The organism is Pseudomonas sp. E141, assembly GCF_052659885.1.
This window is the reverse complement of sequence record NZ_CP084024.1, coordinates 3084326-3107735: the sequence shown is the minus strand read 5'-3', so window position 1 is coordinate 3107735 and position 23410 is coordinate 3084326. Positions and strand designations below refer to the sequence as shown.

The 23410-nt window shown below is 58.9% G+C and carries 20 protein-coding genes; 12 read left to right on the top strand and 8 right to left on the bottom strand.

The window, feature by feature from the left end; translation table 11 throughout:
• Positions 1-118: 118 nt before the first annotated feature.
• The 5 genes from GKKCFE_RS13855 to GKKCFE_RS13835 all read left to right on the top strand — a co-directional run bounded on the left by GKKCFE_RS13855 (position 119) and on the right by GKKCFE_RS13835 (position 5540).
• Positions 119-1423 (top strand): CitMHS family transporter, encoded by a 1305-nt coding sequence (locus tag GKKCFE_RS13855; RefSeq protein WP_107322843.1) that lies wholly within the window; start codon positions 119-121, stop codon positions 1421-1423.
• An 88-nt stretch (positions 1424-1511) separates the two neighbouring features.
• The gene (locus tag GKKCFE_RS13850; protein ID WP_445576649.1) at positions 1512-2765 is read left to right on the top strand and encodes an OprD family porin; all 1254 of its coding nucleotides are present in this window, start codon (positions 1512-1514) and stop codon (positions 2763-2765) included.
• Positions 2766-2997: 232 nt separating this feature from the next.
• Positions 2998-3456, top strand: coding sequence for a hypothetical protein (locus GKKCFE_RS13845; RefSeq protein WP_445576648.1), 459 nt, complete (start codon positions 2998-3000; stop codon positions 3454-3456).
• Positions 3453-4457, top strand: coding sequence for a universal stress protein (locus GKKCFE_RS13840; protein WP_080962844.1), 1005 nt, complete (start codon positions 3453-3455; stop codon positions 4455-4457). Before GKKCFE_RS13845 ends, GKKCFE_RS13840 begins: the two co-directional genes overlap by 4 nt.
• A 198-nt stretch (positions 4458-4655) precedes the next feature.
• The gene (locus GKKCFE_RS13835; protein WP_160892096.1) at positions 4656-5540 is read left to right on the top strand and encodes a universal stress protein; all 885 of its coding nucleotides are present in this window, start codon (positions 4656-4658) and stop codon (positions 5538-5540) included.
• Here the strand turns inward: GKKCFE_RS13835 and GKKCFE_RS13830 are convergent.
• Positions 5537-6340 (bottom strand): helix-turn-helix domain-containing protein, encoded by an 804-nt coding sequence (locus tag GKKCFE_RS13830; RefSeq protein ID WP_223194323.1) that lies wholly within the window; start codon positions 6338-6340, stop codon positions 5537-5539. The genes GKKCFE_RS13835 and GKKCFE_RS13830 overlap by 4 nt on opposite strands.
• Positions 6341-6437: 97 nt before the next feature.
• On the opposite strand from GKKCFE_RS13830, the gene GKKCFE_RS13825 reads away from it, so the two are divergent.
• Complete coding sequence (locus GKKCFE_RS13825) at positions 6438-7394, top strand: threonine dehydratase (protein WP_107322840.1); 957 nt, start codon at positions 6438-6440, stop codon at positions 7392-7394.
• On the opposite strand, the gene GKKCFE_RS13820 is transcribed toward GKKCFE_RS13825, so the two are convergent.
• Together GKKCFE_RS13820 and mhpT are read right to left on the bottom strand one after the other, a co-directional pair.
• Positions 7391-7582 carry a hypothetical protein gene (locus tag GKKCFE_RS13820; protein WP_047225559.1) on the bottom strand — a complete coding sequence of 64 codons (192 nt, stop codon included), beginning with the start codon at positions 7580-7582 and terminating at the stop codon, positions 7391-7393. The genes GKKCFE_RS13825 and GKKCFE_RS13820 overlap by 4 nt on opposite strands.
• A 156-nt stretch (positions 7583-7738) precedes the next feature.
• Complete coding sequence (mhpT, locus tag GKKCFE_RS13815; protein WP_240539566.1) at positions 7739-8956, bottom strand: 3-(3-hydroxy-phenyl)propionate transporter MhpT; 1218 nt, start codon at positions 8954-8956, stop codon at positions 7739-7741.
• 336 nt (positions 8957-9292) lie between these two features.
• Between mhpT and GKKCFE_RS13810 the strand changes: the two genes are divergently transcribed.
• Positions 9293-10603 (top strand): OprD family porin, encoded by a 1311-nt coding sequence (locus tag GKKCFE_RS13810; RefSeq protein WP_445576647.1) that lies wholly within the window; start codon positions 9293-9295, stop codon positions 10601-10603.
• Positions 10604-10706: 103 nt separating this feature from the next.
• On the opposite strand, the gene GKKCFE_RS13805 is transcribed toward GKKCFE_RS13810, so the two are convergent.
• From GKKCFE_RS13805 to GKKCFE_RS13790, 4 genes are all read right to left on the bottom strand, one after another.
• Positions 10707-11207 (bottom strand): lipocalin-like domain-containing protein, encoded by a 501-nt coding sequence (locus GKKCFE_RS13805; RefSeq protein WP_445576646.1) that lies wholly within the window; start codon positions 11205-11207, stop codon positions 10707-10709.
• Positions 11208-11258: 51 nt separating this feature from the next.
• Positions 11259-12647, bottom strand: coding sequence for a tripartite tricarboxylate transporter permease (locus GKKCFE_RS13800; protein WP_080962847.1), 1389 nt, complete (start codon positions 12645-12647; stop codon positions 11259-11261).
• Positions 12644-13120 carry a hypothetical protein gene (locus GKKCFE_RS13795; RefSeq protein ID WP_107322835.1) on the bottom strand — a complete coding sequence of 159 codons (477 nt, stop codon included), beginning with the start codon at positions 13118-13120 and terminating at the stop codon, positions 12644-12646. The genes GKKCFE_RS13800 and GKKCFE_RS13795 overlap by 4 nt, the downstream gene beginning before the upstream one ends.
• A gap of 69 nt (positions 13121-13189) precedes the next feature.
• On the bottom strand, positions 13190-14488 hold the full coding sequence (locus tag GKKCFE_RS13790) for a hydroxymethylglutaryl-CoA reductase, degradative (RefSeq protein WP_445576645.1): 1299 nt from the start codon (positions 14486-14488) through the stop codon (positions 13190-13192).
• Between the two features lie 137 nt (positions 14489-14625).
• On the opposite strand from GKKCFE_RS13790, the gene GKKCFE_RS13785 reads away from it, so the two are divergent.
• The 5 genes from GKKCFE_RS13785 to GKKCFE_RS13765 all read left to right on the top strand — a co-directional run bounded on the left by GKKCFE_RS13785 (position 14626) and on the right by GKKCFE_RS13765 (position 21958).
• Complete coding sequence (locus GKKCFE_RS13785; RefSeq protein ID WP_445576644.1) at positions 14626-15996, top strand: aminotransferase-like domain-containing protein; 1371 nt, start codon at positions 14626-14628, stop codon at positions 15994-15996.
• Positions 15997-16643: 647 nt separating this feature from the next.
• Complete coding sequence (locus tag GKKCFE_RS13780) at positions 16644-17339, top strand: tRNA (adenine(22)-N(1))-methyltransferase (protein WP_445578042.1); 696 nt, start codon at positions 16644-16646, stop codon at positions 17337-17339.
• A gap of 193 nt (positions 17340-17532) precedes the next feature.
• Positions 17533-19278: an OPT family oligopeptide transporter gene (locus GKKCFE_RS13775; RefSeq protein WP_445576643.1), complete on the top strand. Its 1746-nt coding sequence runs from the start codon at positions 17533-17535 to the stop codon at positions 19276-19278.
• 67 nt (positions 19279-19345) lie between these two features.
• Positions 19346-20632, top strand: a complete 1287-nt coding sequence (locus GKKCFE_RS13770; RefSeq protein ID WP_445576642.1) for a DUF2254 domain-containing protein — start codon at positions 19346-19348, stop codon at positions 20630-20632.
• A gap of 84 nt (positions 20633-20716) precedes the next feature.
• A complete protein-coding gene (locus GKKCFE_RS13765; protein ID WP_445576641.1) occupies positions 20717-21958 on the top strand; it encodes a cation:proton antiporter in 1242 nt (413 codons plus the stop codon).
• 69 nt (positions 21959-22027) lie between these two features.
• On the opposite strand, the gene GKKCFE_RS13760 is transcribed toward GKKCFE_RS13765, so the two are convergent.
• Positions 22028-23392, bottom strand: a complete 1365-nt coding sequence (locus GKKCFE_RS13760; RefSeq protein WP_445576640.1) for an MFS transporter — start codon at positions 23390-23392, stop codon at positions 22028-22030.
• Positions 23393-23410: the final 18 nt, after the last annotated feature.

The following is a 23410-nucleotide window of genomic DNA, read 5'->3' as shown; positions in this document are numbered from 1 at the left end:
CACCGCGTTATCTTCCTGAATACCTGCGCCAGGCAATCATTCGAGTGTCGCCTGGCGAGTGGGATGGCGTGCGCCTGAATGTCGGCCAAGCTACTCATAACAACAAGAGATCTGACTTATGCTCGCTTTACTTGGCTTGGCCATGGTGGTGGTCTTCACCTTCCTGATAATGACCAAACGTTTGTCACCGATCGTCGCCCTGACGGTGGTGCCAATAGTCTTCGCGGTGATCGGCGGGTTTGGCGGTACCACCGGCAAGATGATGCTGGACGGCTTGAAGATGGTCGCGCCGTCGGCGGCGCTGCTGTTGTTCGCAATTCTGTTTTTCGGCCTGATGATCGATGCCGGTCTGTTCGACCCGCTGATCCGCAAGATCCTCAAGCGAGTTAACGGTGATCCGATGAAAATCGCCGTGGGCACTGCGCTGCTGTCGCTGTTGGTGGCGCTGGACGGTGACGGCACGACCACGTACATGATCACCTGTGCAGCAATGTTGCCGCTGTACAAGCGCATCGGCATGAACCCGATGATCCTGGCGACCATTTCCATGCTCTCGTTGAGCATCATGAGCGGCATGACGCCCTGGGGAGGCCCGGCGACCCGTGCGATCGCAGCGCTGGGCCTGGATGCCGGCGAGTATTTCGTACCCTTGCTGCCGACCATGATCGGCGGTGCAGTGTGGGTGGTGTTCACGGCGTTCCTGCTGGGGCGTGCCGAACGCAAGCGCATCGGCAACACCCATCTGCAAAGCGGTGGGGGTAATTGCTACATCAAGGCGATTATTGAAGACACGCCGCACAAGCGCCCGAAACTGGCCTACGTCAACCTGCTGCTGGTGACGGCGGTGATGGTTGCGCTGGTCATGGGCCTCATGCACTCGGCGATCCTGTTCCTGATCGGTTTTGTCCTGGCGTTGATGATCAACTATCCGCAACTGGATATTCAGAAAGAACGAATTCTCGCTCATTCGGGCAACGCCATGACCGTGGTTCTGCTGGTGTTTGCCGCGGGTATCTTTGCCGGGATCTTCTCCGGGACGAAAATGGTCGATGCGCTGGCGCAAACCCTGGTCGACTGGATCCCGCCATCCTGGGGCCATCTGTTCCCGCTGGTGGTTGCCATTACCAGCATGCCGCTGACCTTCGTGTTGTCCAACGATGCCTACTACTTCGGTGTCGTGCCGATCCTGGCCAACGCCGCAGCGGCCTATGGCATTGATCCGGTCGAGATTGCACGGGCCTCCATTCTCGGCCAGCCGGTGCACCTGATGAGTCCGTTGGTGGCCTCGACCCTGCTGCTGGTCGGCATGGTCGACCGTGATCTGGGCGACTTCCAGAAAGCCACCGTCAAATGGGCGGTGCTCACTTCCCTGGTCGTGACTGCGTTGGCCTTGCTGACTGGGGCAATCAGTCTGTTCTCCTGATTCTCCAAACCTCTTTGACACCTGACGCCCCATGCCAGTGGGGCGGACGGTCAGCTGCATTCCAAATAACAACAATGAGTAGTTTGATATGACCTCTGTTTATAACCGTGGAGCTTTATTGACTCTCCTGGCTTTGTTGCCGCTGGCCAATGCCAATGCGCAAGGCTTTATCGACGACAGCAAACTCAAGCTGCAATTGCGCAATGTTTACATCAATGAAAATTTCCGCGATGAACATGGGATGAGTGCGCGAGCGGCAAATACCGCCAAGAGCGAGCGCACCGAATGGGGCCAAGGCTTTTTGCTTGATTATCAGTCGGGATTCACGACCGGCAGCCTCGGTTTAGGGATTGATGCGTTGGGCCTGCTGGGCATCAAGCTCGACTCGGGCCGCGGTCGTAGCGGCACCGGCCTGCTGCCTTTGCATGATGACGGCCGTGCCGCCGATGAATTTGCGAGCTTCGGGATGACCGCCAAGGCTCGATTTGCCAAGACCACCGTCAAATACGGTACGTTGCTTCCTAAAACGCCGGTGCTCATTTACAACGATTCCCGACTGTTGCCTCAGACCTACGAGGGCGGCCAGTTCACTAGCACCGACATTGACAACCTTAACCTGACGGGCGGCTATCTTGATCGTTTCAAGTTGCGAGATTCGAGCGACAGTATGCCCATCGTGCCGGACGGCTATCGTGGCGATAAATCAGGAGATTTCAGTTACGTCGGTGCCGATTACAAGTTGGGCAAGACGATTCGCCTCAGCTACTTCTATGGCGAACTGGAGAACTTCTATCGGCAGAACTTTGCGGGTGTCCAACATGATCTGCCGCTCGGCCCAGGCGTGCTGACCAGTGATCTGCGTTACTTCCGCAGCGTTGATAGCGGTTCTGCCTATGGCGGTAAAATCGACAACCATATGCTCAGTGGCCAGCTGACTTACGCTGTCGCAGGCCATACCGTAGGCGGCGGCTATCAAACACTGAAGGGCGACGCCGGGCTGCCCTACATCAGCGGCGCGTCCGTTTATTCTTTCAGCAACGCCGGCATAGGCAAGTTCGTAGAGGAAGACGAGAAGACATGGATGCTCAACTACGGCTACAACTTCGCCGCCCTGGGTGTCCCCGGCCTGACGTTCTCCACGCGTTACCTTAGCGGCGACGATGGGGAGTCCAACACCACCATCAAAGAGTGGGAGCGCGATGCTGAACTGGCTTATGTGGTGCAGCAAGGCTCCTTCAAAGGGTTGGGCGTGAAGCTGCGCAATTACGTCTACCGCTCTGAATTCTCGAGGGGACGGGACAGTAACCGGCTCTACCTTACCTACGATATCGCCCTTTGGTGATCGTTCGTCGCCCGCCTGATGGCGGAGGGGTGGGCGGTCATCGTCGATTTTCCAGGGCCGGGCAGGGTGGCCCAGCAAGGGCCACCAAGCCTGCAACGGTCTACTCCTGAACGCTCACCGCGTGTTGCTGTAGCCAGAAAAATGGCAAACAGCAGCACGAGGTTGATCCAGATCAAACGGCATTCGTTGATCGGCGCCATTCTTTTGATAAGCATGGGGCAGAGATACGGTCATGACAAACAACAGACCCATCAGCGGGGCGCAGGTGGTTCAGGACCGGAGCAAATCCGCATTGCCCGGGTTTTTGCATCTTCGGGGCACACGCTCGAGAAAACGTCAGGCAGCCATTTTGCTGTCGGTTCTGGCGGTGCTGACCTCGGGATATTTCACGGTGTCGTATTTCGCCACCCATGCGATGCAGGATCTGGCAGACACCTGTACCGAGCGTTATGAGCTTGAGCTGGAGAATGCCGATATAGGCCCGCTGCCAGAGGCGCTGCCGCGCTCCTTGTGTGAATGTCTGGCAAGTTCGCTTCTCGACAAAAACGGAATCATGCGTCTGGCATTGGTCGACAGGGGCCTGCTTGAACCGCTGGCCCTTGAACCTGTGACGCAGAAGGACGCTTCGGCCTGCATTGATGCCCTGTGGGTGCCGAATGTCGAACTGGCCACGGGCTTGCCCCATGAATGAAGTTCAACAGGACTAAAAAGCCGCTCTATGCGGCACCTGTCCACCCAAGCAGGAATGCGCAGGGACGCCATTTTTATCATCGGATGCCGAGGTGTGAAATGACTCATCCATTGCGTTTACTGTTTCTTGCCCCCCCTCAGGCAGCTCACTCTCCCGGATTGGAGTATGCCGGCGATCTGGCACGCGCCCTGGGCGTGCCACTGCACGTGGCGATGTTCACTGAGCCCCACGGTGTAGAGCCGCCCGGCCATGCAGTCACCGAGAGGCCCGACATCGTGCGCGATAACTTAATGTCGTCGCGTCGCAAATGGCTGGAAAGTGAAAGTGCGCACCTGCAGGAAAAAGGCGTGGATGTCCATCCAGAGCTGGTATGCGCCAGTTCCTCGGCAGTCGAATGCGTTGCCTATGCGCAGCGTGTTGAAGCGGACTTGATCATCAAGGACATCCAGGAACGCCCAGGCCTGGCGCAGCGCGGTTTGTCAGCACTGGACTGGGAACTCTTGAGCGTCAGCCCGATTGCCGTGCTTTATGTGTTGCCGGGCCCGATTCAGACACCCAGCAAGTTTCTGGTAGCGGTTGACATGGAGTCACAGGCGAAAGGAAACCGCGACAATCATTCGCTCATCGAGGCGGCCAGGCACCTGGCAAACGCCTGCGGTGCCTCATTGCACGTGATCAGCGTTTACGACTGTGCCGCTGCCAGCCACGGTGACCTGTCCCTCTATGAGGCCCAGGTACAGGCGTTCGATGCCTTGGCCAGCCAGCATGGTATTGCCAGCCAGCATCGGCACTTCATTCCCGGCGCTCCGGCGAATGCAATTCATGCTTATCTGCAGCGCAGTGCTTACAACCTGTTGGTCATCGGTGCGGCCGATCATCATACGCAGGCCTCTGATATCGGCTTGACCGCTGAAGGAATACTCGAAGACCCCATGTGCAGCGTCCTGATGATCAAGTTGCCAGCCGACGCAGCGCCGCAGCAGGCCAAACGATACGGTTAGACCGCTGCCTCTATGCCGCTGAGGCCTGCCGGCGGCGTGAAGAACGGCAGCCTTGCTCCGGTTGATATTTATCAACGTCAGGCACCTTCCGACGGCGCAGTCTGAAATGACGCTGGTGCCCGATCCGGCGCAGATGTCACGGCTGAATGTGTAGCTGGCAGTGGCGGAGGTTGAGTTTCACCTGTCTGGAGGCAGATCATGGGCCGGTATCAACAGCTGTTACTCATCACCCACCTGGCCCTGCGCCATTCTCCGGTGATCGACCATGCCGCAGCGCTTGCCAAGGCCAGCGCTGCACGCTTGCATATAGCGGCGTTGATTCCTGCCTTGAACCTGTTGTCGCTGCTTGAAGAGGGTGACCGTGAAAAGACACGCGAGCGTTACCTGCAGGACCACCGCGACTGGTTGGGGGAACAGGCGAAAAAGCTACATGCCAGAGGGGTCGATGTGACCACCGAGCTGGCGTGGGCTGATGACATGGAAAAGGACATCCTGGACCACTTCAGCGAATTGCAGCCTGACCTGTTGATCAAGGAAATCCAACATGAGTCGGTGCTCAAGCGTGCTTTTTTCACCCCGTTGGACTGGCACCTGCTGCGTTACTCACCGGTACCGGTGTATCTGGTGGGCGGGGTTCGACCTGCCTTGCCGCGCAAGGTCGTGGCGGCGGTAGAGGCGTCGCTGGCCGAGCCTGGACAAAATGAACTCAATGATCGCGTTATTCGCCAGGCCTGCAGTCTCGCCGAACAGTGTGATGCTGAACTGCACTTGCTGTATGCCTACGACATATCCCAAGACTACCAAGCGTCAGACACAGGCTTAACGCTGTCGGAGCTGACCCGATGGCAACGCAAAGCGTTGGAACAATCGTTTCTGAAACTGGCCAGTCGATACAACGTTCCGCCTGGCCGCAGGCATTTCGTTCTGGGACACCCGGTTGCGGCGCTGAGTGAGTTTGCCAACACACATCACATGGACGTCATCGTGATGGGCAGAGTCCAGGACCCTGGCGGGGAGAAACTGCTTGGCAGCACCACCGAGCATATCTTGTATCAGGTGCCTTGCAGTGTTTTGGCGGTCTAGCGCAACTGCATCGGGCTCACCCCGAGCCGTTGCTTGAACGTGGTTGCCATGTGCGCCTGGGAATTGAACCCGCAGGCGAGGGCGATTTCCGACAGCCTGGCGGTGGAATCACGCATCAGTGCCCGGGCCTTGGCCAGACGCCGGTCGATCAGGTAGCTGTGCGGGCTTTTGCCCGTGGCGAGCTTGAAGGCCCGCATGAAATATCCTTCGGACAACCCCAGCAAACCTGCCATCGCTGACACGCCCAGCGGCCCTTCAAGATTTGCTTCGATAAACTCATCAAGCAGGCGCATGCGCCGGGGAGTGATAGCGCCTTGGTCCGGTGTCGACAACGCGCTATCACCGGTTGCCCGTTGCGCCAGCGCCAAGGCCCAGGTTTCCCAGTCATCTTCCACGCAGGCACGTAACAGCGCGCCGCGCATTCGCAGCGCGAGGTCAATGGCCTGTTGATCGATGTGATTGTTGAATGGGTGATCCCCGCTCAGGGGGATACCGTCGGTCCGCGTTACGCGCAGGTATTCACCGCCCATGAGCGACTCGGAGAACACGTCGCAGCCGGCGGGAACGAATGCCAGGCCGTTGGGCATGGCCTCGAAAGGATGCACCCGGTCGCTGCCCAAGGCGTGCAGGCCGCGCTGGCTGTCGAAGGCAAACCCGATGGAGGCCTGGGCCGCCACATAGCGGGTCGAGTAAGCGGCGCTGGGCAACAATTCGATCGCCCAGGACCCAGTCTCGACACGGCGGACCGGTTCAGACAAGGGCGATGGCTGTAGGCGGTTTTGATGGTTCATGAGCGCCATAGTAGTGAAGAAGCGGCGCAAAAGTCAGGTCGGTTTTTTGAAAGCCGACCCACGGCGGCGATGCCTAGACTGGCTAACCACTCAGGGAGATAACTTCATGCACCGACTGACTCGTGACGATATTGAACAGGCGGCTCGCCATGTGTACCAGGTGATGCCCGCCACCGCCCAGTATGCCTGGCCCTTGCTGGCTCAGCGGCTGGGCTGCACGGTGTGGGTCAAGCACGAGAACCACACTCCCACCGGCGCTTTCAAGATACGCGGCGGCATCACCTTCATGCATTGGCTCAAACGTGAACATCCCGGTGCGAAGGGCATCGTCACCGCCACCCGCGGCAATCATGGCCAGAGCCTGGCGCTGGCGGCGAGCGCGCTGGGTTTGAAGGCGTTGATTGTCGTGCCGCAGGGCAACTCGGTGGAAAAGAACAATGCCATGCGCGGCTTTGGCGGCGAAGTCATTGAGTGTGGGCGGGATTTTGATGAGGCCCGTGAAGAGGCCGCCCGTTTGGCGCAAGCGCATGACCTGTTCCTGGTGCCACCGTTTCACACGGAACTGGTCAAAGGCGTGGCCACTTACGCCCTGGAACTGTTCACTGCCGCGCCGCATCTCGATACCGTCTACGTGCCGATTGGCTGCGGATCGGGCATTTGTGGCGTGATCGCCGCCCGCGACGCACTGGGTCTGAAGACCCAGGTGGTGGGCGTGGTGTCCCGTGAAGCCGCGGCGGCAAAGTTATCTTTTGAGGCGGGCGAAATACAGGAAACCGCTTCGGCAAATACCTTCGCCGATGGCCTGGCCGTGCGCAAACCGATCCCCGCAGCTTTTGCCCTCTACGCAGCCGGGGCCGCACGGATCGTAGCGGTCAGCGAACAGGAAATTGCCGAGGCCATGCGCGTCTATTACACCGACACCCATAACCTCGCCGAAGGAGCCGGGGCCGCCGCCTTGGCGGCGCTTATTCAGGAACGTGAAGCTCGGGCGGGGGAGACAGTGGGGGTGATTCTGTCGGGTGGCAATGTCGATCGATCGGTGTATGCGGGCGTAATCGGTTAGTGACCGTCAGCCACCTTGCGCTCGATCTCCGCGATTTTTCGACTGAGCTCCTCTGCTTCCTGCTCCTTGGTTTGAGTTGAGGGGGGCGTAGCGCTGTCCTCAAGATTCTTATCGACCGGTTTGCCAGACGTATCGGTCGGCGGGGTACTCGAGGTTGCTTCTGATTCGATGCCGTTATCGCTGTTCATAATCGCGTTACCTCTGTTGATCTACACATTAGAGGCAGGGGTATGGAATGAGTTCGAGATTATTGCAGACGATAAAGCCAGGAACTGACGCCTTTCAAACAGCTTCACCTTGAGCCCCCACAACAGCACCTGTTTACCTACGCCGCTCGGATGGCCTCAGGCCTTGACCTTACTCATCGACACGTTCAACGAAGTCGAGCGGGCAATGACGCTGATGATCGTCAAGGCTGCAATCACCAAACCGGGCGAGGTGGCCAGCAGGACACCGGTGGTGCCGGCTCCGGCCGCCAGAATCTGCCCGGCCGCCAATGGCCCGGCCACCGAGCCCAAACGACCGATCGCTACCGCTGCGCCGACGCCGGTGGCGCGCACCGACGTTGGATAGGAGGGCGGGGCCAGGGCGTAAAGCACCAGTTGCGCAGCCATCACAAACAACCCCGCGGCAAAACCGGCGATGGCCATGGGGATGATGCCCACGGACAGGCCAACCCCGCCCAGCGCTGCCAGCAAGCCGGTGTACACGAACAGCACCACCTTGATGCCGTTGCAGCGATCCAGCAACACTCCGCCGAGCAGGGAGCCGAGGGCGCCGCCGATATTGAAGAGCATCTGTACCAGGCCTGCCTGGGGTTTGCTGAAACCTTGTTCCAGCAGCAACGAGGGCAGCCAGTTGAGCAACATGTACATCACGGTCAGGGTGAAGAAGTAGCTCAACCATAACGCCAGGGTAACGCTGGCGCGACCTTCACCGAACAAGGCCTGGCCGGTTGAAGTGCGCGTCGGGTTGACGCTGTTTTGTTGTTGGCGAAAGGCGTTGGATTCAGGCAGCAGCACCATCATCAGTGGCACCACCAGCAATGGGGCAAGGCCGCCGATGATGAAGGTCGTCTGCCAATGTTCGGGAAACAGCATGGCGACCACCGCCGCCAGTGCCCCACCCAATGGCACGCCGGCATACATGATGCTGATGGCCGTACCGCGACGTTGCTCTCCCACGGCTTCGGCACACAGGGCGATCAGGTTGGGCAGGGCGGCGCCCAGGCCCAGGCCAGTCATGAAACGCACCAGCAGCAGGCCGGAGAAAGAGCTGACGTAGGCGGTGCTGAGCGAGAACACGCCAAACAGCAGCACCGCTGCGATGAGGATTTTCTTGCGACCGATGCGATCGGCAATCCAGCCACCGAAGAAGGCTCCCGGCAGCAAACCGATGATGCCGGCACTGAACACCCAACCCATCATTTTCGGGTCCAGGGCAAAGGTCTGACGCAACCCTGCGGCGGCAGTGCCGGCCGCTTGCAGGTCAAAACCTTCAATCAGAGCGACGATAAAACACAGGGCAATAGTCAGCGTCGTGCGACGTGATGGAGTGTCCATGGCAAACCTCTTTATTGTTTTTGTGAGTGTGCTGACGGGCGCACGCAGGCTTGCTCGCATCCAGCAATGCCAAGCCGCAATTAAGATTAACAAAGATAACTAAAAAGTGAACGCTAACGGAAAATGTTCAAATGCATCGATATAAACCTATTTAAATCAACAGGATGTTGTGTGTTTTTTAGGTTTTATTGGAAATAGATACGAATATTAATGTTCGATTATCGGCCATTGTGGATTGACGGCACCTCCGGCTTTTCCCACTCTCTGGCCCGAGATCGCGGCTGGATGGCTGGCGATCACGTTCAAAAAAACAACAACAATAAGTGGACATAGGACATGACGAATTCACCCCGGGGCGTCCTTGCGACGACCTCAGACTTACCTCTTTGCGCACGCGGTTTCGTCCTGTTGGGCTTATGTGCGGTCACCACTCCAGCGCTGTCGGAAGGTTTCATCGACGATAGCCGCGGCACATTGACCTTACGCAATTTCTACCTGGACCGGGATTACAAGGACGAGGGGGCGAAAACCGCGGCCCGGGAGTGGGCTCAGGGTTTCATCATGAATGCGGAGTCGGGTTTTACCCCGGGCGCTGTCGGCTTCGGCCTGGACGCCCGTGCATTGATCGGGGTCAAGCTGGACTCGTCACCGGACCGCAGCGGCACCGAATTACTGCCGGTATCCAGCAGCGACAAGCGCGCGGCGGATGAATATTCGCGCCTGGCCATGACTGCCAAAATGCGCTTTGCCCAAACCACGGTGAAGACCGGCGATGTGTCGATTTTCCTGCCGTTCGCCTTTGCCAGCCCGTCGCGGTTGTTGCCGCAGACTTTTCGCGGCACCACGCTCAGTTCCAAGGACATCGACGGACTGACGCTCAATACCGGCTATATCGATCGCATCAACAGGCGTGACTCCACTAACTACCAGCCGATGAGCATCGCTTCGCCGAACGGGCGTTTCAACGGTGCGGCCACCTCATCGCACATGGCTTATGTCGGTGGCGATTATCAGGTAAACAAAGACCTCAGCCTGCGCGCCTACCACGCCGAAGTGGCCGACCTGTACCAGCAGAACACCCTGGCCTTGCTGCATAACATGCAGGTAGGCGAGGGCACGCTGACCACTGATCTGCGCAGTTTTTTCAGCGACGAAGATGGCAGTGCCAAGGCTGGCAAGGTTGATAACCGCAACCTGTCGGCGCTGTTCGGCTATCGCCTTGGCGGGCATCACCTGAGCCTGGGTTACATGCACGCCAGCGGCGACACAGCGACGCCTTATGTGTCAGGCACTGAGTTGATGGGCATGAGTGAATTGACTATGAGCTCGGACTTTCTCAATGCCAAGGAACGGACCTGGCAGGCAATCTACGACTATGACTTCGCCGCCGCCGGGGTGCCCGGCCTGAAGAGCCGGCTGCGTTACGTGCGCGGTGACAATATCGCGCTGGCGGCGCTCAATGCCGACGACCGCAAGGAGCGGGAGTTCCAGATGGAGCTGGGGTATGTGATCCAGGGTGGTCCACTGAAGAATGTCGGGTTGATGGTGCGCAAGTCGATCTATCGCAACGACTTCCCGAGCGGCGCGGCATTCCGTGATGAAAACCAAACCCGCTTCCTGGTGCTCTACACGGTGCCGATCTGGTAAGCCGTGGGGCGAGTGGATACCAGCAGTGCGCAAGCGTGGGCTGAGCAGTGCTCAGCCCACTCATGAATTGAGTCGGCCCCGCAGGGCTGCTCGCGACGTAGAGTTACTTTACCCGCTCCCAGATGATGTGAACCTTCGTGCCATCGGGGCGCTGGAAGTTTTCCACCATCCGGTTGCCGTCGACTTTCAGTTGCAGGTCATCTTGAGTACGTGTCGCGCCCACCCAATTCGGGAACGTAGATCCTTCGACGGTATTGCCGGTGAACTCGCCGTTCTGGTCGACGGTATATCGTCCGAAAAAACCGATGCTCCCAGCCATCGCTGCCCGGTTTTCCTCATCGGTTCCTTCGCCCCGAGCGTTGGATCGAAACGCGGGCACTCGCGGATCGGTGAGCACCTCGACGAACGTCAATTCTTCAGTGAACACCAGCCATCCATGTGGGTTGGGGCCGTACGCATCCGATCGGCTGCCCTGGCGCTCAATGGTTGCGCTGACCATTTCCCATGTCCCGACCAGCGGGCTTTTCATGGCGGAAAACGCTGCCGTGCAAACCGAAAGGGCCATGATCGCACCTACCGTCAGTACCGATATTTTCAGGGTCATTGGAATCACCGTTGTTGGTTATCTGAATACTGTTGTAGAGAGTTAAAAACATCACGCATTCATCAGGGCAACCAGGGCAGGCACAGACAGCACGGCTGTGTAATACCCCATGAACTGCACACCGATGTTGAAACCCAAAAAGCGTGAGAGGAAACCGCCCAGCAGGCCGATGGTGACGATCACCAGCAACCCCAGCAGGCCACCTTCCCAGATGCCGATCACCAGGATCAGGCCAACAAAGGTCGAGATCACCGCTTCGTGACTGATCTTGCGCGACACGTAGGAGGCGGCTCTGTGGGCGTAATTCATGGTGAAGGGGTAAGCGATCAGGATGGCCACGACCACCGCCAACACGCCGTAGCCAAAAAACTCCCAGGTGCTGAGCAATGAATGCAGGTTGTTCACCTGGCCTGTCGTCGCGTCGACGCTAAAGCGCGGCGGGGCGTTGAACAATGGCGCTGCCGGGCCTGCTGCGACAGGGCTCAGGGGCAGGCCGAAGGCGATCAGCGGGATCAATGCTTCGGCCAGGTAGGTTGACTCCGTAACGCCGTTTCGAGCGGTGATGACAGTGGTCAGGCGATGGTAGACATGCTTGACCCTCGAACCGACGAGCTCGCCCATGATCACGGTCATGGCCACTGGGCTGAACACAAAGGTCGCGCTGGAGATCACCGCCGTAATGGCCGTCCACATGCTCTGCTTGCTGTCCAGCACCTTGAGCGGATTAGGAAAGAATCCACCCCAGCTTTTTACGTCGGGCGACAGGGAAAACGTGCGCACTTGCTGGCGTCGCATGGTGTCCCGTTCGGCGGGTGCGAGCAGCGAGAACAGCGCGGCGATCAACGGGCCAATTGCGATGCCCAGAAAGTAACTGACACTGAGCTTGACGCCGAACTGCGCGGTCATGGTTTGCAGGCCAACAATGATCATGACGAACGGGATCAGCGTCAGCACGGCCGCCAGACGGCCTTTGGAGAACCACGCGATCGCCACCGCCGCAAGCAGGAACACCCAAGGCGCAGCCTGCTTGATCATGTCACCGAACGGCGCGAGCATCAGCGCGAACAATACGGCCATTGGCACCGCGATCAACGCAGCAATGACCGCCCCGGAAATCATCTTGCGCAGGGCAATGTGGGGTACGCCCAGATTGCGCAGAAAGTTGGCCTCGCGCATCAGTGGCGTCGCCATGGTGTCGCCAGGAATACCCAGTAGCGCCGTCGGTACGGCGTGGGTCATATGTTTGGCGACGGCGCCGGCCAGAAAGAATGTCAGCACGCCGGGGGCAGGTACGCCCAGCAGGACGACCAGCAAGGTCAAGGGGGCGAGGGTAGTGGTTTCATCGCTCCCTGAGATCAGCCCGATCCCGGCAAAAATCACCGCCCCCAGGATCCCCATGCCCAGTGCCATCAGGACCTGATCCATCAGTGGAACGATCATGATTGACCTCCATTGCCACTGACTGCACCGACGCCAACAGTGGGTGTTGCAGCCGGGCTCTTCTCGGGAGCGACAAGGCTTTTCTCGTAATCGGCGAACAGCTCATAAAGGTCCATTTCCCGCAGTTCCGCGATCGTGGCCGGCGGCAGATCAGCCAGACTGCCCAGTGGGCCGTACTCGTTCTGCAACTCAATCAGGATTTTTGCGCGCCAGGCCGGATCAGCCAGATGTTCGATGACATTGCGCTTGGGTTTGAAAAGCAGCGCACTGATGGCGCCACCTGCCAGGCAGCCGACAATACCTACCAGCATCGCGTAGGCGCGGGCCATTTGCACGGAATCCACCCAGCCGACAAACAAGTGCTGGGCGATAAAAAAAGCGCCGAGGCTGACGGCTGCACCGATGCCTATGGAGTAGAGCAGGTGGCGACCATCAACCGTGTCGCCCCATACTTCGAACAGTTCGGGTTTCATAAGGATTCTCCCACCTCCCCTGAGGGGTTTTATTGTTATGAGCGTGAAGAGATGTGGTTGAGTTCGTGACTACGAGCCCGACTCCTGCGCGCGTTTTTGCTCAAGCAGCTCAGCGGCTTTGTCCGAGCGCACGTCCCGGGCTTCGACCATCTGCGCGACCAGCCAATTGACCTCATCGCCCCTGGCCCCCGCCGAAAGCGCAATGTTGCGTGCATGCAAAGCCATGTGCCCGCGTTGTATCCCCTCGGTCGACAGCGCCCGCAATGCGCCCAGGTTTTGCGCGAGGCCGACCGCTACCGCTATCTCGGCAAGTTCCTGAGCGCTCTTCACTCTCAGGATGCGTAACGACAGTTGCGCCAGCGGATGAGTCTTGGTCGCGCCGCCGACCAGGCCGACGGGCATGGGCATTTCCAGCGTTCCCACCAGATGGCCCTTGCAATCTTTTTCCCAGGTCGTCAGTGAACCGTAATGCCCGTTGCGACAGGCATAGGCGTGTGCCCCGGCTTCCACCGCGCGCCAGTCGTTGCCGGTGGCGACGATCAAAGGATCGATGCCGTTCATGATGCCCTTGTTGTGAGTGGCTGCACGATAGGGATCGACGACCGCAAAGTTGTAAGCATCGAGGATGCCTTCAATGACGTCCTCGCCCTTGTAGGCCTTGGTGGTGAGATGTTCTGGTGCAATGCGGATCTGGGCCCGGGCAAGTCGCAGGTCGGCGAGGTTCGACAGAATGCGCAGCCGTACCTTGCCGCCGGTAATCTGCTCCATCAGCGGGGCCACTGCTTCAGCCATTGTGTTTACGGTATTGGCTCCCATTGCATCGCGCACATCCACGATAAGGTGTGCAACCAGCATGGGGCCGCGCGGGCTCTGGGCGAAGGTATGCACTTCGATGTCGCGGCAACCTCCACCTAGCTGGCTCAGCAGTTGATCCTTGCGGTTGGCCAGTTCGATGATTTCGTCCTTGCGGCGCAACAGACTCAAACGGGCATTGAAGGGATCGTCGATTTCCACGATCTGCACTTGCGCGCGCATCAGCGGCAGCGAGCTGGAGGTCTGAAAACCACCGGCTTCGCGTGCCAGTTTGGCCATGAACGAGGCGGCGGCGACCACCGAAGGCTCCTCGACGACCAACGGCACGATGACGTCGCGTCCGTTGATCTGGAAGTTACTCGCGACAGCGTAGGGCAACTCAAATTTTCCGATGACGTTCTCAATCATGCCATCGGCTATTTCCAGGGGCAGGGCGCCTGCGTCGCGGAGTAGGGCAACGTCATCTTCTGCAAGCTCAAGCAGTTGTTGCAAGTGGCTCAGGCGTTCGGCGGGCGACAGGCTGCGGAACATCGGGAGGCGGGAGTCGATACTCATGGTAGCAATCCAGTTGCAGTTATTGTTTTCGAATGCCTGCCACCCTATGCGTATGTGTCCTGGCAAAAAAGGTACAGTTTGGACAGACAGTACCTAAGCTGTACCCTCTGCGAATAATTCATCCAGGACTTCGTACAATGGCGCGACTGACGCTTGCCCAAGAGCTGACGGCCTCCTTGGTGACGCAGATCGGCAACGGTACCTACCGAGTGGGCGACCGTTTACCGTCCCTGCGCGAGTGCATGCGCTTGTTTGGTCATTCGAAAAACACAGTGATCAACGCTTATGAATCGCTGGCCTCCCAAGGACTGGTGGAGGCGCATCACGGGCAGGGTTTTTTCGTGACACGAGGCGCCCCGAGTAGCAGCGAACCGGAAGAACCACTGCCCTTTACCCGGGCGATGGACACCATCTGGCTCATGCGCCAGCAATTTGTCCGTGAGCCGGGTCACTCGCCGCTTGGGGAAGGTTTTCCGCCCGTAGAGTGGCTGATGGATCTGCGATTGGACAAGTTCACCCGTCAGATCATGCGCATGGGGGTGACCACGCTTTTTCGCTACGGCAACCGGCTGGGCAATGCTGCACTTCGTCAACACCTGGTGCAAAAACTGGCGAGCTATTCGATTACCGCCAGTGCTCGGCAAATCGTCACGACCCATGGGGCCAATCACGCACTGGATCTGATCATCCGCCGCTTCATTGCCCCGGGCGATCAAGTTTTTGTCGAAGACCCGGGTTATTACCCGCTGTTCGGCAAGCTGCAACTGCAAGGGGCGCGAATGTTATCCGTACCCCGATTGCCGGACGGGCCGGACCTGCAAGTGCTGGAGCAGCATCTTCTGTTGCACAAGCCGAAATTGTTCTTCCTCCAGTCGGTTGGGCACAATCCGACGGGCTCCGATATTTCCCCCGGCAAGGCTCATCGACTGGTGCAGTTGGCCCATGAGCACAACTTCATTCTGGTGGACGACGACGCTTTGGCAGATTTCAAGCCCGCGTCGGCCATCAAGGTGTCTGCGCTGGATCAGTTGAACCGTTCACTGTACGTGGGCAGTTTTTCCAAATCGGTTTCCGCGGCATTGAGGGTGGGGTTTATCGCCGGGAGCAAGGACGTCATCGATGAACTGGGTGATCTGAAAATGCTCCTGCATACCAGCACCTCGGAGCTGTGTGAGCGAACCATTGATGTCATCCTGACCGAGGGGCATTTTCTGCGACATCAGATCCGCCTCCAGGAGCGGCTCAAGAGTGCCACTGCGGCAGGTTTGCAAATGCTCGATGAGATAGGCGCCGAGGTGTTCTTCCGACCAGAGCAGAGTCTGTATTTGTGGGCCAGGTTCGCCCACATTGACGACGCCAGGGAGCTGACCCGGCAACTACTGCCGAAGGGATTCATGATTGCTCCCGGCCATATTTTTTCACCGGAGCAGTCGCGTATAAATCCCTGGACCAGATTGAATGTCGCGTACCTGAATGACCCGTTGCTTAAAGCCGAGTTGAGTGGCTGAGGGCGCACCGCTCATGCTGCTAAGGCTGGGTTTGCGTTCCGGTCGAGACCACACTTTCGTTCCGATCTACGCCCCGCGCCTCGGCAGGCACCCATAGGCGTTCGCTGCGACATTTGAATTTCACACCTTTGCGCGGCGCCATCGTCCTGGCTGAGTCCATGCACACAGCCCTGGACGCATAAGTCGGCCCCGGCTGTCGCTCTTCTACACAACCTTCAACGCCGCTGCAGATAGCCATAACCACAAAATAAACAGTCATCATCCTGAATGCTCCTATAGAGCGATGCGATCAATACATCTGCGTCAGGCCTGAAAATGCTGGCTGTGACAGACGGATGATGAGCCTGCATTCAAATCCCCAGCAATGGCTTGCACGGGCCAATCGTCGGAAAAATGTCGTTAGTTCAGGTTTATTCAGATTTGGATTTTTCGACGCCAATTCGTTGGCGTTTTTTGCCGCTTCAGTGGGTATTCCCTATGGGAAAAGCTGCGTGGCAAAGGAGCGTGGGCGGTAGCGCGGCTCACTCGAAAAGATTGTAATGGGAGCAGCCCGCGTTTAAGGTGCGCGCGTGATTTTTGAGCGGTCACGCGCTCCAAGGCGAATACAAGACGGGACCGTGGGCAACGGTATTGAACAGGAGCAGCCGTTGAACGAGCAGACATTGTCCCAGCGCCTGGAGCGTGTGGCCGCGCATATACCCGCAGGTGCGCGCCTGGCCGATATCGGCTCGGATCACGGCTACCTGCCGGTGGCATTGATGCGCCGTGGTGTGATTGCGACAGCGGTGGCTGGCGAGGTGGCGTTGACGCCGTTTCGTTCGGCTGAACGCACCGTGCGCGAGAACGGTTTTACCCAGCAGGTCATTGTCCGCCTGGCCGACGGCCTGGCGGCGATCGAGCCAGGAGACGGGATCACGGCAGTCAGCCTGTGCGGCATGGGCGGCGAGACGATCCGCGACATTCTCGCTGGCGGCCAGGCGCACCTGAGCGGTGAGGAACGGCTGATCCTGCAGCCCAACGGCGGCGAGCAGCCACTGCGTCAATGGCTGATGGAAAATGGTTATCGCATCTGCTTCGAAGAAGTGCTGCGGGAAAACCGCTTCTACTACGAAATCATCGTCGCCGAGCGCGCCGGCCCGGTGACGTACACCGCGCAGGAGCTGTACTTCGGGCCATTGCAGATGCGCGCCCGCAGCCCGGCGTTCCTGGCCAAGTGGCAGCGCATGCTGCGCCTCAAACAGCGGACCCTGACTCACTTCGCCCGGGCGCGACAAGCCGTGCCCGAGCAGAAGGTGCAGGACATCGCTTTGCAAACCCGCTGGATCACCGAGCTGCTGGCCTGAGTCCGGTACTCGGAAAATAACGAAGCAATCATCCCTCGTCGACCTCGTCACCGCCCCCGGAAAACTTCGATATGAGCGTTAAGCGGTCGCAAGGGCTTGCCCCTGTCATGTGAACCTTCCGCCCATGCAGCGCTCACTTGTTAAGTCGCCGCGTTGAGTGATCGCGCTGTCTCATTGCCGATAAGGAATTCGCATGCACCCAACTTCGCCAACCATCACCCTGGATTACCCTGTCGAACGTGAGCTGAGCCTGCGAGCGGTCAGTACGGGAATCGTGATTGGTATCCTGTTGACGCCTTCCAATGTGTACGCGGGCCTCAAGATTGGCTGGTCGTTCAACATGTCGATCATTGCCTTGCTGATCGGCTATGGCATCTGGCAAGGCCTGGCCAAGCGTTCGGCCGTTCAACTGCCCTGGACGCTGCACGAAAGCAACATCAACCAGACCGTGGCCTCGGCCGCAGCGTCAATCATTTCCGGTGGGCTGGTTGCGCCCATCCCGGCCTACACCTTATTGACCGGTCAACAGTTGGACGTCATCCCGATGATCGCCTGGGTGTTCTCGGTGAGCTTCCTGGGGATCTGGATCGCCTGGTACCTGCGACCCTCGCTGCTCAATGACAAAGCACTGAAATTCCCCGAAGGCATGGCGACCCTGGAGACCCTTCTGCACATCTACAACCAGGGCCACGAAGCGGCGAAGCGCTTGAAGGTGCTGCTCAGCGCTGCGCTGCTGTCCGGGCTGGTCAAGTGGGTCGATACCTTCATCTGGGCTTTCCCGCGCTGGTCGCCGACCCCGCAGTTGGAACGCCTGACGTTTACCGCGGACCCTTCGCTGTTGTTGGTGGGTTTCGGCGGGATCATCGGGATTCGCGTTGGCCTGACCCTGCTGCTTGGCGCCTTGTTGGCGTGGGGTGGATTGGCGCCGTGGCTGCTGGGGCAAGGCTTGGTGCAACTGCCGCCGGACAGCAGTGGCCCGCAGTTCGCGGCGCTGGTGGAGTGGCTGCTGTGGCCGGGCGTGAGTCTGATGGTCTGCTCGACCCTGACCTCTTTGGCGATTCGCTTGTGGGCATTGCACAAGTCCACCAAGGCGGGCGGCGGGACGACTTGGGTGGTGCCCAAGACCGGACCTGCCAGCGGTTTCCTGGTGGCTATCGTGTTGGTGGTGAGCCTGCAAGCGCTGTTGTTTGGTATCAACCCCTGGATGGCGTTGTTGACCATTCCCTTGGCCATCTGCCTGGCTGCCGTGGCCGCCCGGGTGGTGGGGGCCACGGGCATTGCGCCCATCGGCGCCATCGGACAATTGTCCCAACTGAGTTTTGGCATCGTCGCCCCGGGGCAGGTGCCGATCAATTTGATGAGCGCCAACACCGCTGGCGGTTCGGCTGGGCAATGCACGGACTTGATGAACGACTTCAAGGTGGGCCGTGCGATTGGCGCCACACCCCACAAGCAGTTGATCGCCCAGACCCTGGGGATTTTCGTTGGAAGCATCGTTGGGGTATTGGCCTACCTGGCCCTGATCCCGGACCCGCAATCGATGCTGCTCACCCAAGAGTGGCCGGCTCCGGCGGTCGCCACTTGGAAAGCCGTGGCGCAAACCCTGACCCTGGGGCTGGACTCGCTGTCAGCAAGCATTCGCTGGGCGGTCATCATCGGCGCCGTGGCCGGCTTGTTGCTGGGGATTCTCGACAGCGTACTGCCCACCCACCGGGCCCGTTATTTGCCAAGCACGGCGGCTTTGGGCCTGGCGTTCGTCTTGCCGGCCTCGGTGTCGCTGATGATGGCCTTCGGCGCGGTACTCACTTGGCTGGTGAGCTACCGCTGGGCGAGCCTTACAGAACGCTTTGCCATCACCGCGGCGGCGGGGTTGATTGCCGGGGAGAGCATTACCGGGGTGGGGGCGTCGCTGTGGCAGATGGTTGGGAATGGCGGATGATCTCAAACCGGCACGCATGAATGAGCGGGTATTTTCCCGCCTGCAACCGTACTGAGAAGGAGACAACATGATTGCTCGCTGGCGCTGGCTGTTGACGCAGCTGACTAAACAGCTGTGGTTCAAGGCTACGTTGTTTTCGCTGCTGGGCGTGGTCACGGCGTTGCTGGCCATCGCGCTCAAGGAATGGATTCCGTTCTCCTTGTCTGCCCGGATAGGCGCCGATGCCGTCGACAACATCCTTGGCATCATCGCTTCCAGCATGCTCGCGGTGACCACCTTCTCTTTGAGCATCATGGTTGCGGCGTATGGCGCAGCAAGTACGGGCGCCACGCCCCGTGCCACAACGCTGGTGATTGAAGACACCACGACGCAGAACGCACTCGCCACTTTTATCGGCTCTTTCTTGTTCAGTCTGGTCGGCATTATCGCGCTGAGTACCGGCGCTTACGGCGGGCAAGGGCGCGTCTTGCTGTTCGCAGTGACGATCGGCGTGGTGATTCTGATCGTGTACATGCTTTTGCGCTGGATCAATCATCTGTCCAAACTGGGGCGGGTCGGCGAGACGATTGATCGCGTAGAGAAGGCGACCATCGCCGCGATCAACCATCGAGTTCGATGGCCGTTTCTTGGCGGTTGTGCATACCCCGACGGCTGGGTCATGCCGTCGCCTGCGCGACCGGTCGTCAGCGGCACCACCGGTTATGTCCAGCATATCGATGTACAGGCACTCAATGAGGTTGCCAGGGGTTGCGAGGCGCAGTTATTCCTGGAGATCTTGCCCGGAAGTTTTGTCCACCCGGGTATGCCGCTTGTCCATATCGCGCGAGCCAGCGAGGAAGGGCTCGACGGGGACGACCCGCTCGCCAGTAAAGTTCTCGCCTGCCTGAGCATCGGCGTTCGACGAACCTTTGAACATGATCCGCGTTTCGGGCTGTCAGTGCTTTCGGAAATCGCCTCACGGGCTTTATCAAGTGCGGTCAACGACTCCGGAACGGCCATTGACGTGCTGGGCCGTGGTGTTCGCAGCCTGGCCTGCTGGGGCACGTTTGAGCTTCATGAAGCGGTAACGCAACCGGAATGTGACCGCGTGTTCCTGCATGGCCTGAACGTTGACGACCTGTTTGATGATTTTTTTGGTCCCATTGCCAGAGATGGCGCCGGCATTGTCGAAGTGGATATTCGGATGATGAAGGCCCTGATTGCTCTCAGCCAGATCAATCCTGGTTTGTTCAGCGCAGCCGCGACCAGGCAGGCTGATCGCTTGCTCGCGCGAGCCGATGCCGCGTTGGTGCTCGATGAAGAGAAGCAGCGGCTCAGAGCGCTTGCCGCAAGGCTTGTTTGCGCAACGGCTTAGTTTTTTTTGTCGGTGCCAGGCGCAGCGCTTTGTGAACGCAACGTTAGCCGCACTTGAAATGTACCCAATGGACCCCTCTGCCCAATGCTAGACATTATTGCGATATTCCTCTGTATCACAGCAGTACTCGCTTACCTCAATCGGCGCTACGTAGGGCTACCCCCGGCCATTGGCGTGATGGGTATTGCCTTGGGCTTATCGTTATTGAACATGGCCTCCGATGCGCTGGGCTTTCACTCCCTGCACACGCTCGAGCAATCACTGGTGGAGTCCATCGATTTCTCCGAGTTGCTGATGGAGGGCATGCTGTCATTGCTGCTGTTCGCGGGGGCCCTGCATGTCGACTTGTCGCAACTGCGCGCCTATCGATGGCAGGTGGCGTCCCTGGCTGTGGTTGGCACGACTGTATCGACGCTGTTCATCGGCTTCGGGCTATGGTGGCTGCTGTCTTTTACCGACCTGGAGTTGCCGCTTGCCTACTGCCTGGTGTTCGGTGCGCTGATTTCACCCACCGATCCGATTGCGGTCATGGGCATTCTGAAATCCGCCGGTGCTCCAAGTAGCGTGGAATTGGTGATTTCCGGAGAGTCGCTGTTCAACGATGGGGTCAGCGTTGTGCTGTTCTCACTGATTCTGGCGATGATCGCCAGTGGCGATGCGCCCTCCGTTACCGGCGTTTCGCGGCTCTTGCTGGAGGAGGCGGGCGGCGGTGCGCTTTTGGGCGCGGTTGTTGGGTACGTCACGTTCCGCATGCTCAAGAGTATCGACAGCTATCAGGAGGAGGTGCTCATCACCCTGGCCGCTGTGCTCGGCGGATATGCCCTGGCCACTCATTTGCACGTGTCCGGCCCGCTGGCGATGGTGGTGATGGGGTTGATCGTCGGTAACCATGGACGCTCTTATGCCATGTCTGAGCAGACCGAGAAAAACCTGGACATGTTCTGGGAGTTGATTGACGAAACACTCAACGCGGTCCTGTTTGTACTGATCGGTCTGGAAGTGATTCTGATCCACTTCACCAGCCCGCTCATTGTCACGGGCTTGATGGTGATCGTGCTGACCTTGTTCTCCCGTCTGTTGACGGTAGGCGTCCCGATAGCGGTCCTGGGGCAGCGTTTCCGGTTACCTGAAGGCTCCTGGAGCGTGCTGACGTGGGGTGGGCTGCGCGGCGGGATATCGGTGGCCCTGGCGTTGTCGTTGCCACCGGGGGATGCTCGCGACGTCGTGGTTGGCATGACCTACCTGGTCGTGGTGTTTTCGATTCTGATCCAGGGTATGACCATCGGTAAGCTGGTCAAGCGCGTGATCCCTTGCTCGGGCGAATAGCGCTCATGCAAGTCGTGGACGTGACTCCTTGACTTGCATGATCCTGCGTCGCTGCTGCGTTGAATGGTTCTAGGGCTGTGATGTGGTCAGAAGCTCGGCGCTCACGGTTGAGCGCCGATCAATGCGTGCCACGACATAGGCACACACTCCAAGTACCGCAGGGCATAGAGCCAGTACTGCGAAGCTTTTCACCACGGGCATGCCGCTGTTGAGCACGTAGGCCCCGAGTAACGGCCCGCATACAGAGCCGATCTTACCCATTGACGCTGCCCATCCGGCGCCGTTGCCGCGAATGGCACTTGGGTAGAAAACCCCGGCGATGCTGGTGATGCCGTAGTGGCTGCCTTTGACGAAAATAGCGCCCATCAGGCTCAGTGCAATAAAGGCGTCTCCTTGCAGTTCGCCAATGCCCAGGACCAGCAGAAAAGGTAATGACAGCAGGGGATAGATCATCACGGCGTAGGGCCCCCGGGTGTCGACCACTCGCATCAATACGAGCCCGGCCATGGCGCCGCTGAACGAGGCGAAGGAGCTCACCCATGATGCAGTCGCCCGGTCGAAGCCGGCGTACTGGTACACCAGCGGGCTCCATGAGGCGAGAAAATACATGGCCATGGAGCTTGCTCCAAAGCCAATCCAGATCATGGGAGTGATCCATTTCAGTTTGCCGATGAACAACTGTCCGACACGGAAAGGTCGGTGACCGATGTCGATTTCATCGGCAAGAAAATAGCGGTCCCCGGCGCGAAGATCGATGTCCGGATCCAGGCGCCTGAGGATCCGCGCCACGGTTTCGGGTCGTCTTTGCTTGCTCACCAGAAATCGCACCGATTCTGGCAGGGTGAAAAACAACAGCACACTGGAAAGCAACGTTGCAATGCCGCCCAGCGCGAACACACTGGCCCAGCCATAGTGGGGAGCCATCCACACGGTCAGAGGGCCGGCAACCGCGCCACCCAGGCTGAAGCCAACCATGATGATTGTGATGACGGTTGCACGGTAACGCTTGGGCACAAACTCGATATTCAGCGCCCAACAGAGTGGCAACATGGCGCCCAAGGCAAAGCCATTGAGAAAGCGCAAGATCAGCAGCGAGGCGTAGCTATCGGCTAGGGTGAACAGCAAAGTCATCAGGCCAAAGGCGCTGGTGGACAGGATGATGGTCGGGCGACGGCCGATCCGGTCACCCAGATAACCGAAAAAGAATCCACCCAACATCATGCCGAACAAACCTATGGAAAAGATGTTGCCCAGTTGCAACTTATCCAGGCCAATGTCCTCGGCCATGTAGGCGGCGGTATGGGAGAGCATCAGCAAGTCAAAGCCGTCGAGGAAGGTGATCAGCACCGACACACAGATGATCAGATAGTTGAAACTCGACAGTTTGCGCCCCTCAATCAAGGCGGCGACGTCAATTGCGCGTGACGGGATCATGATTGCTCTCCACACAGT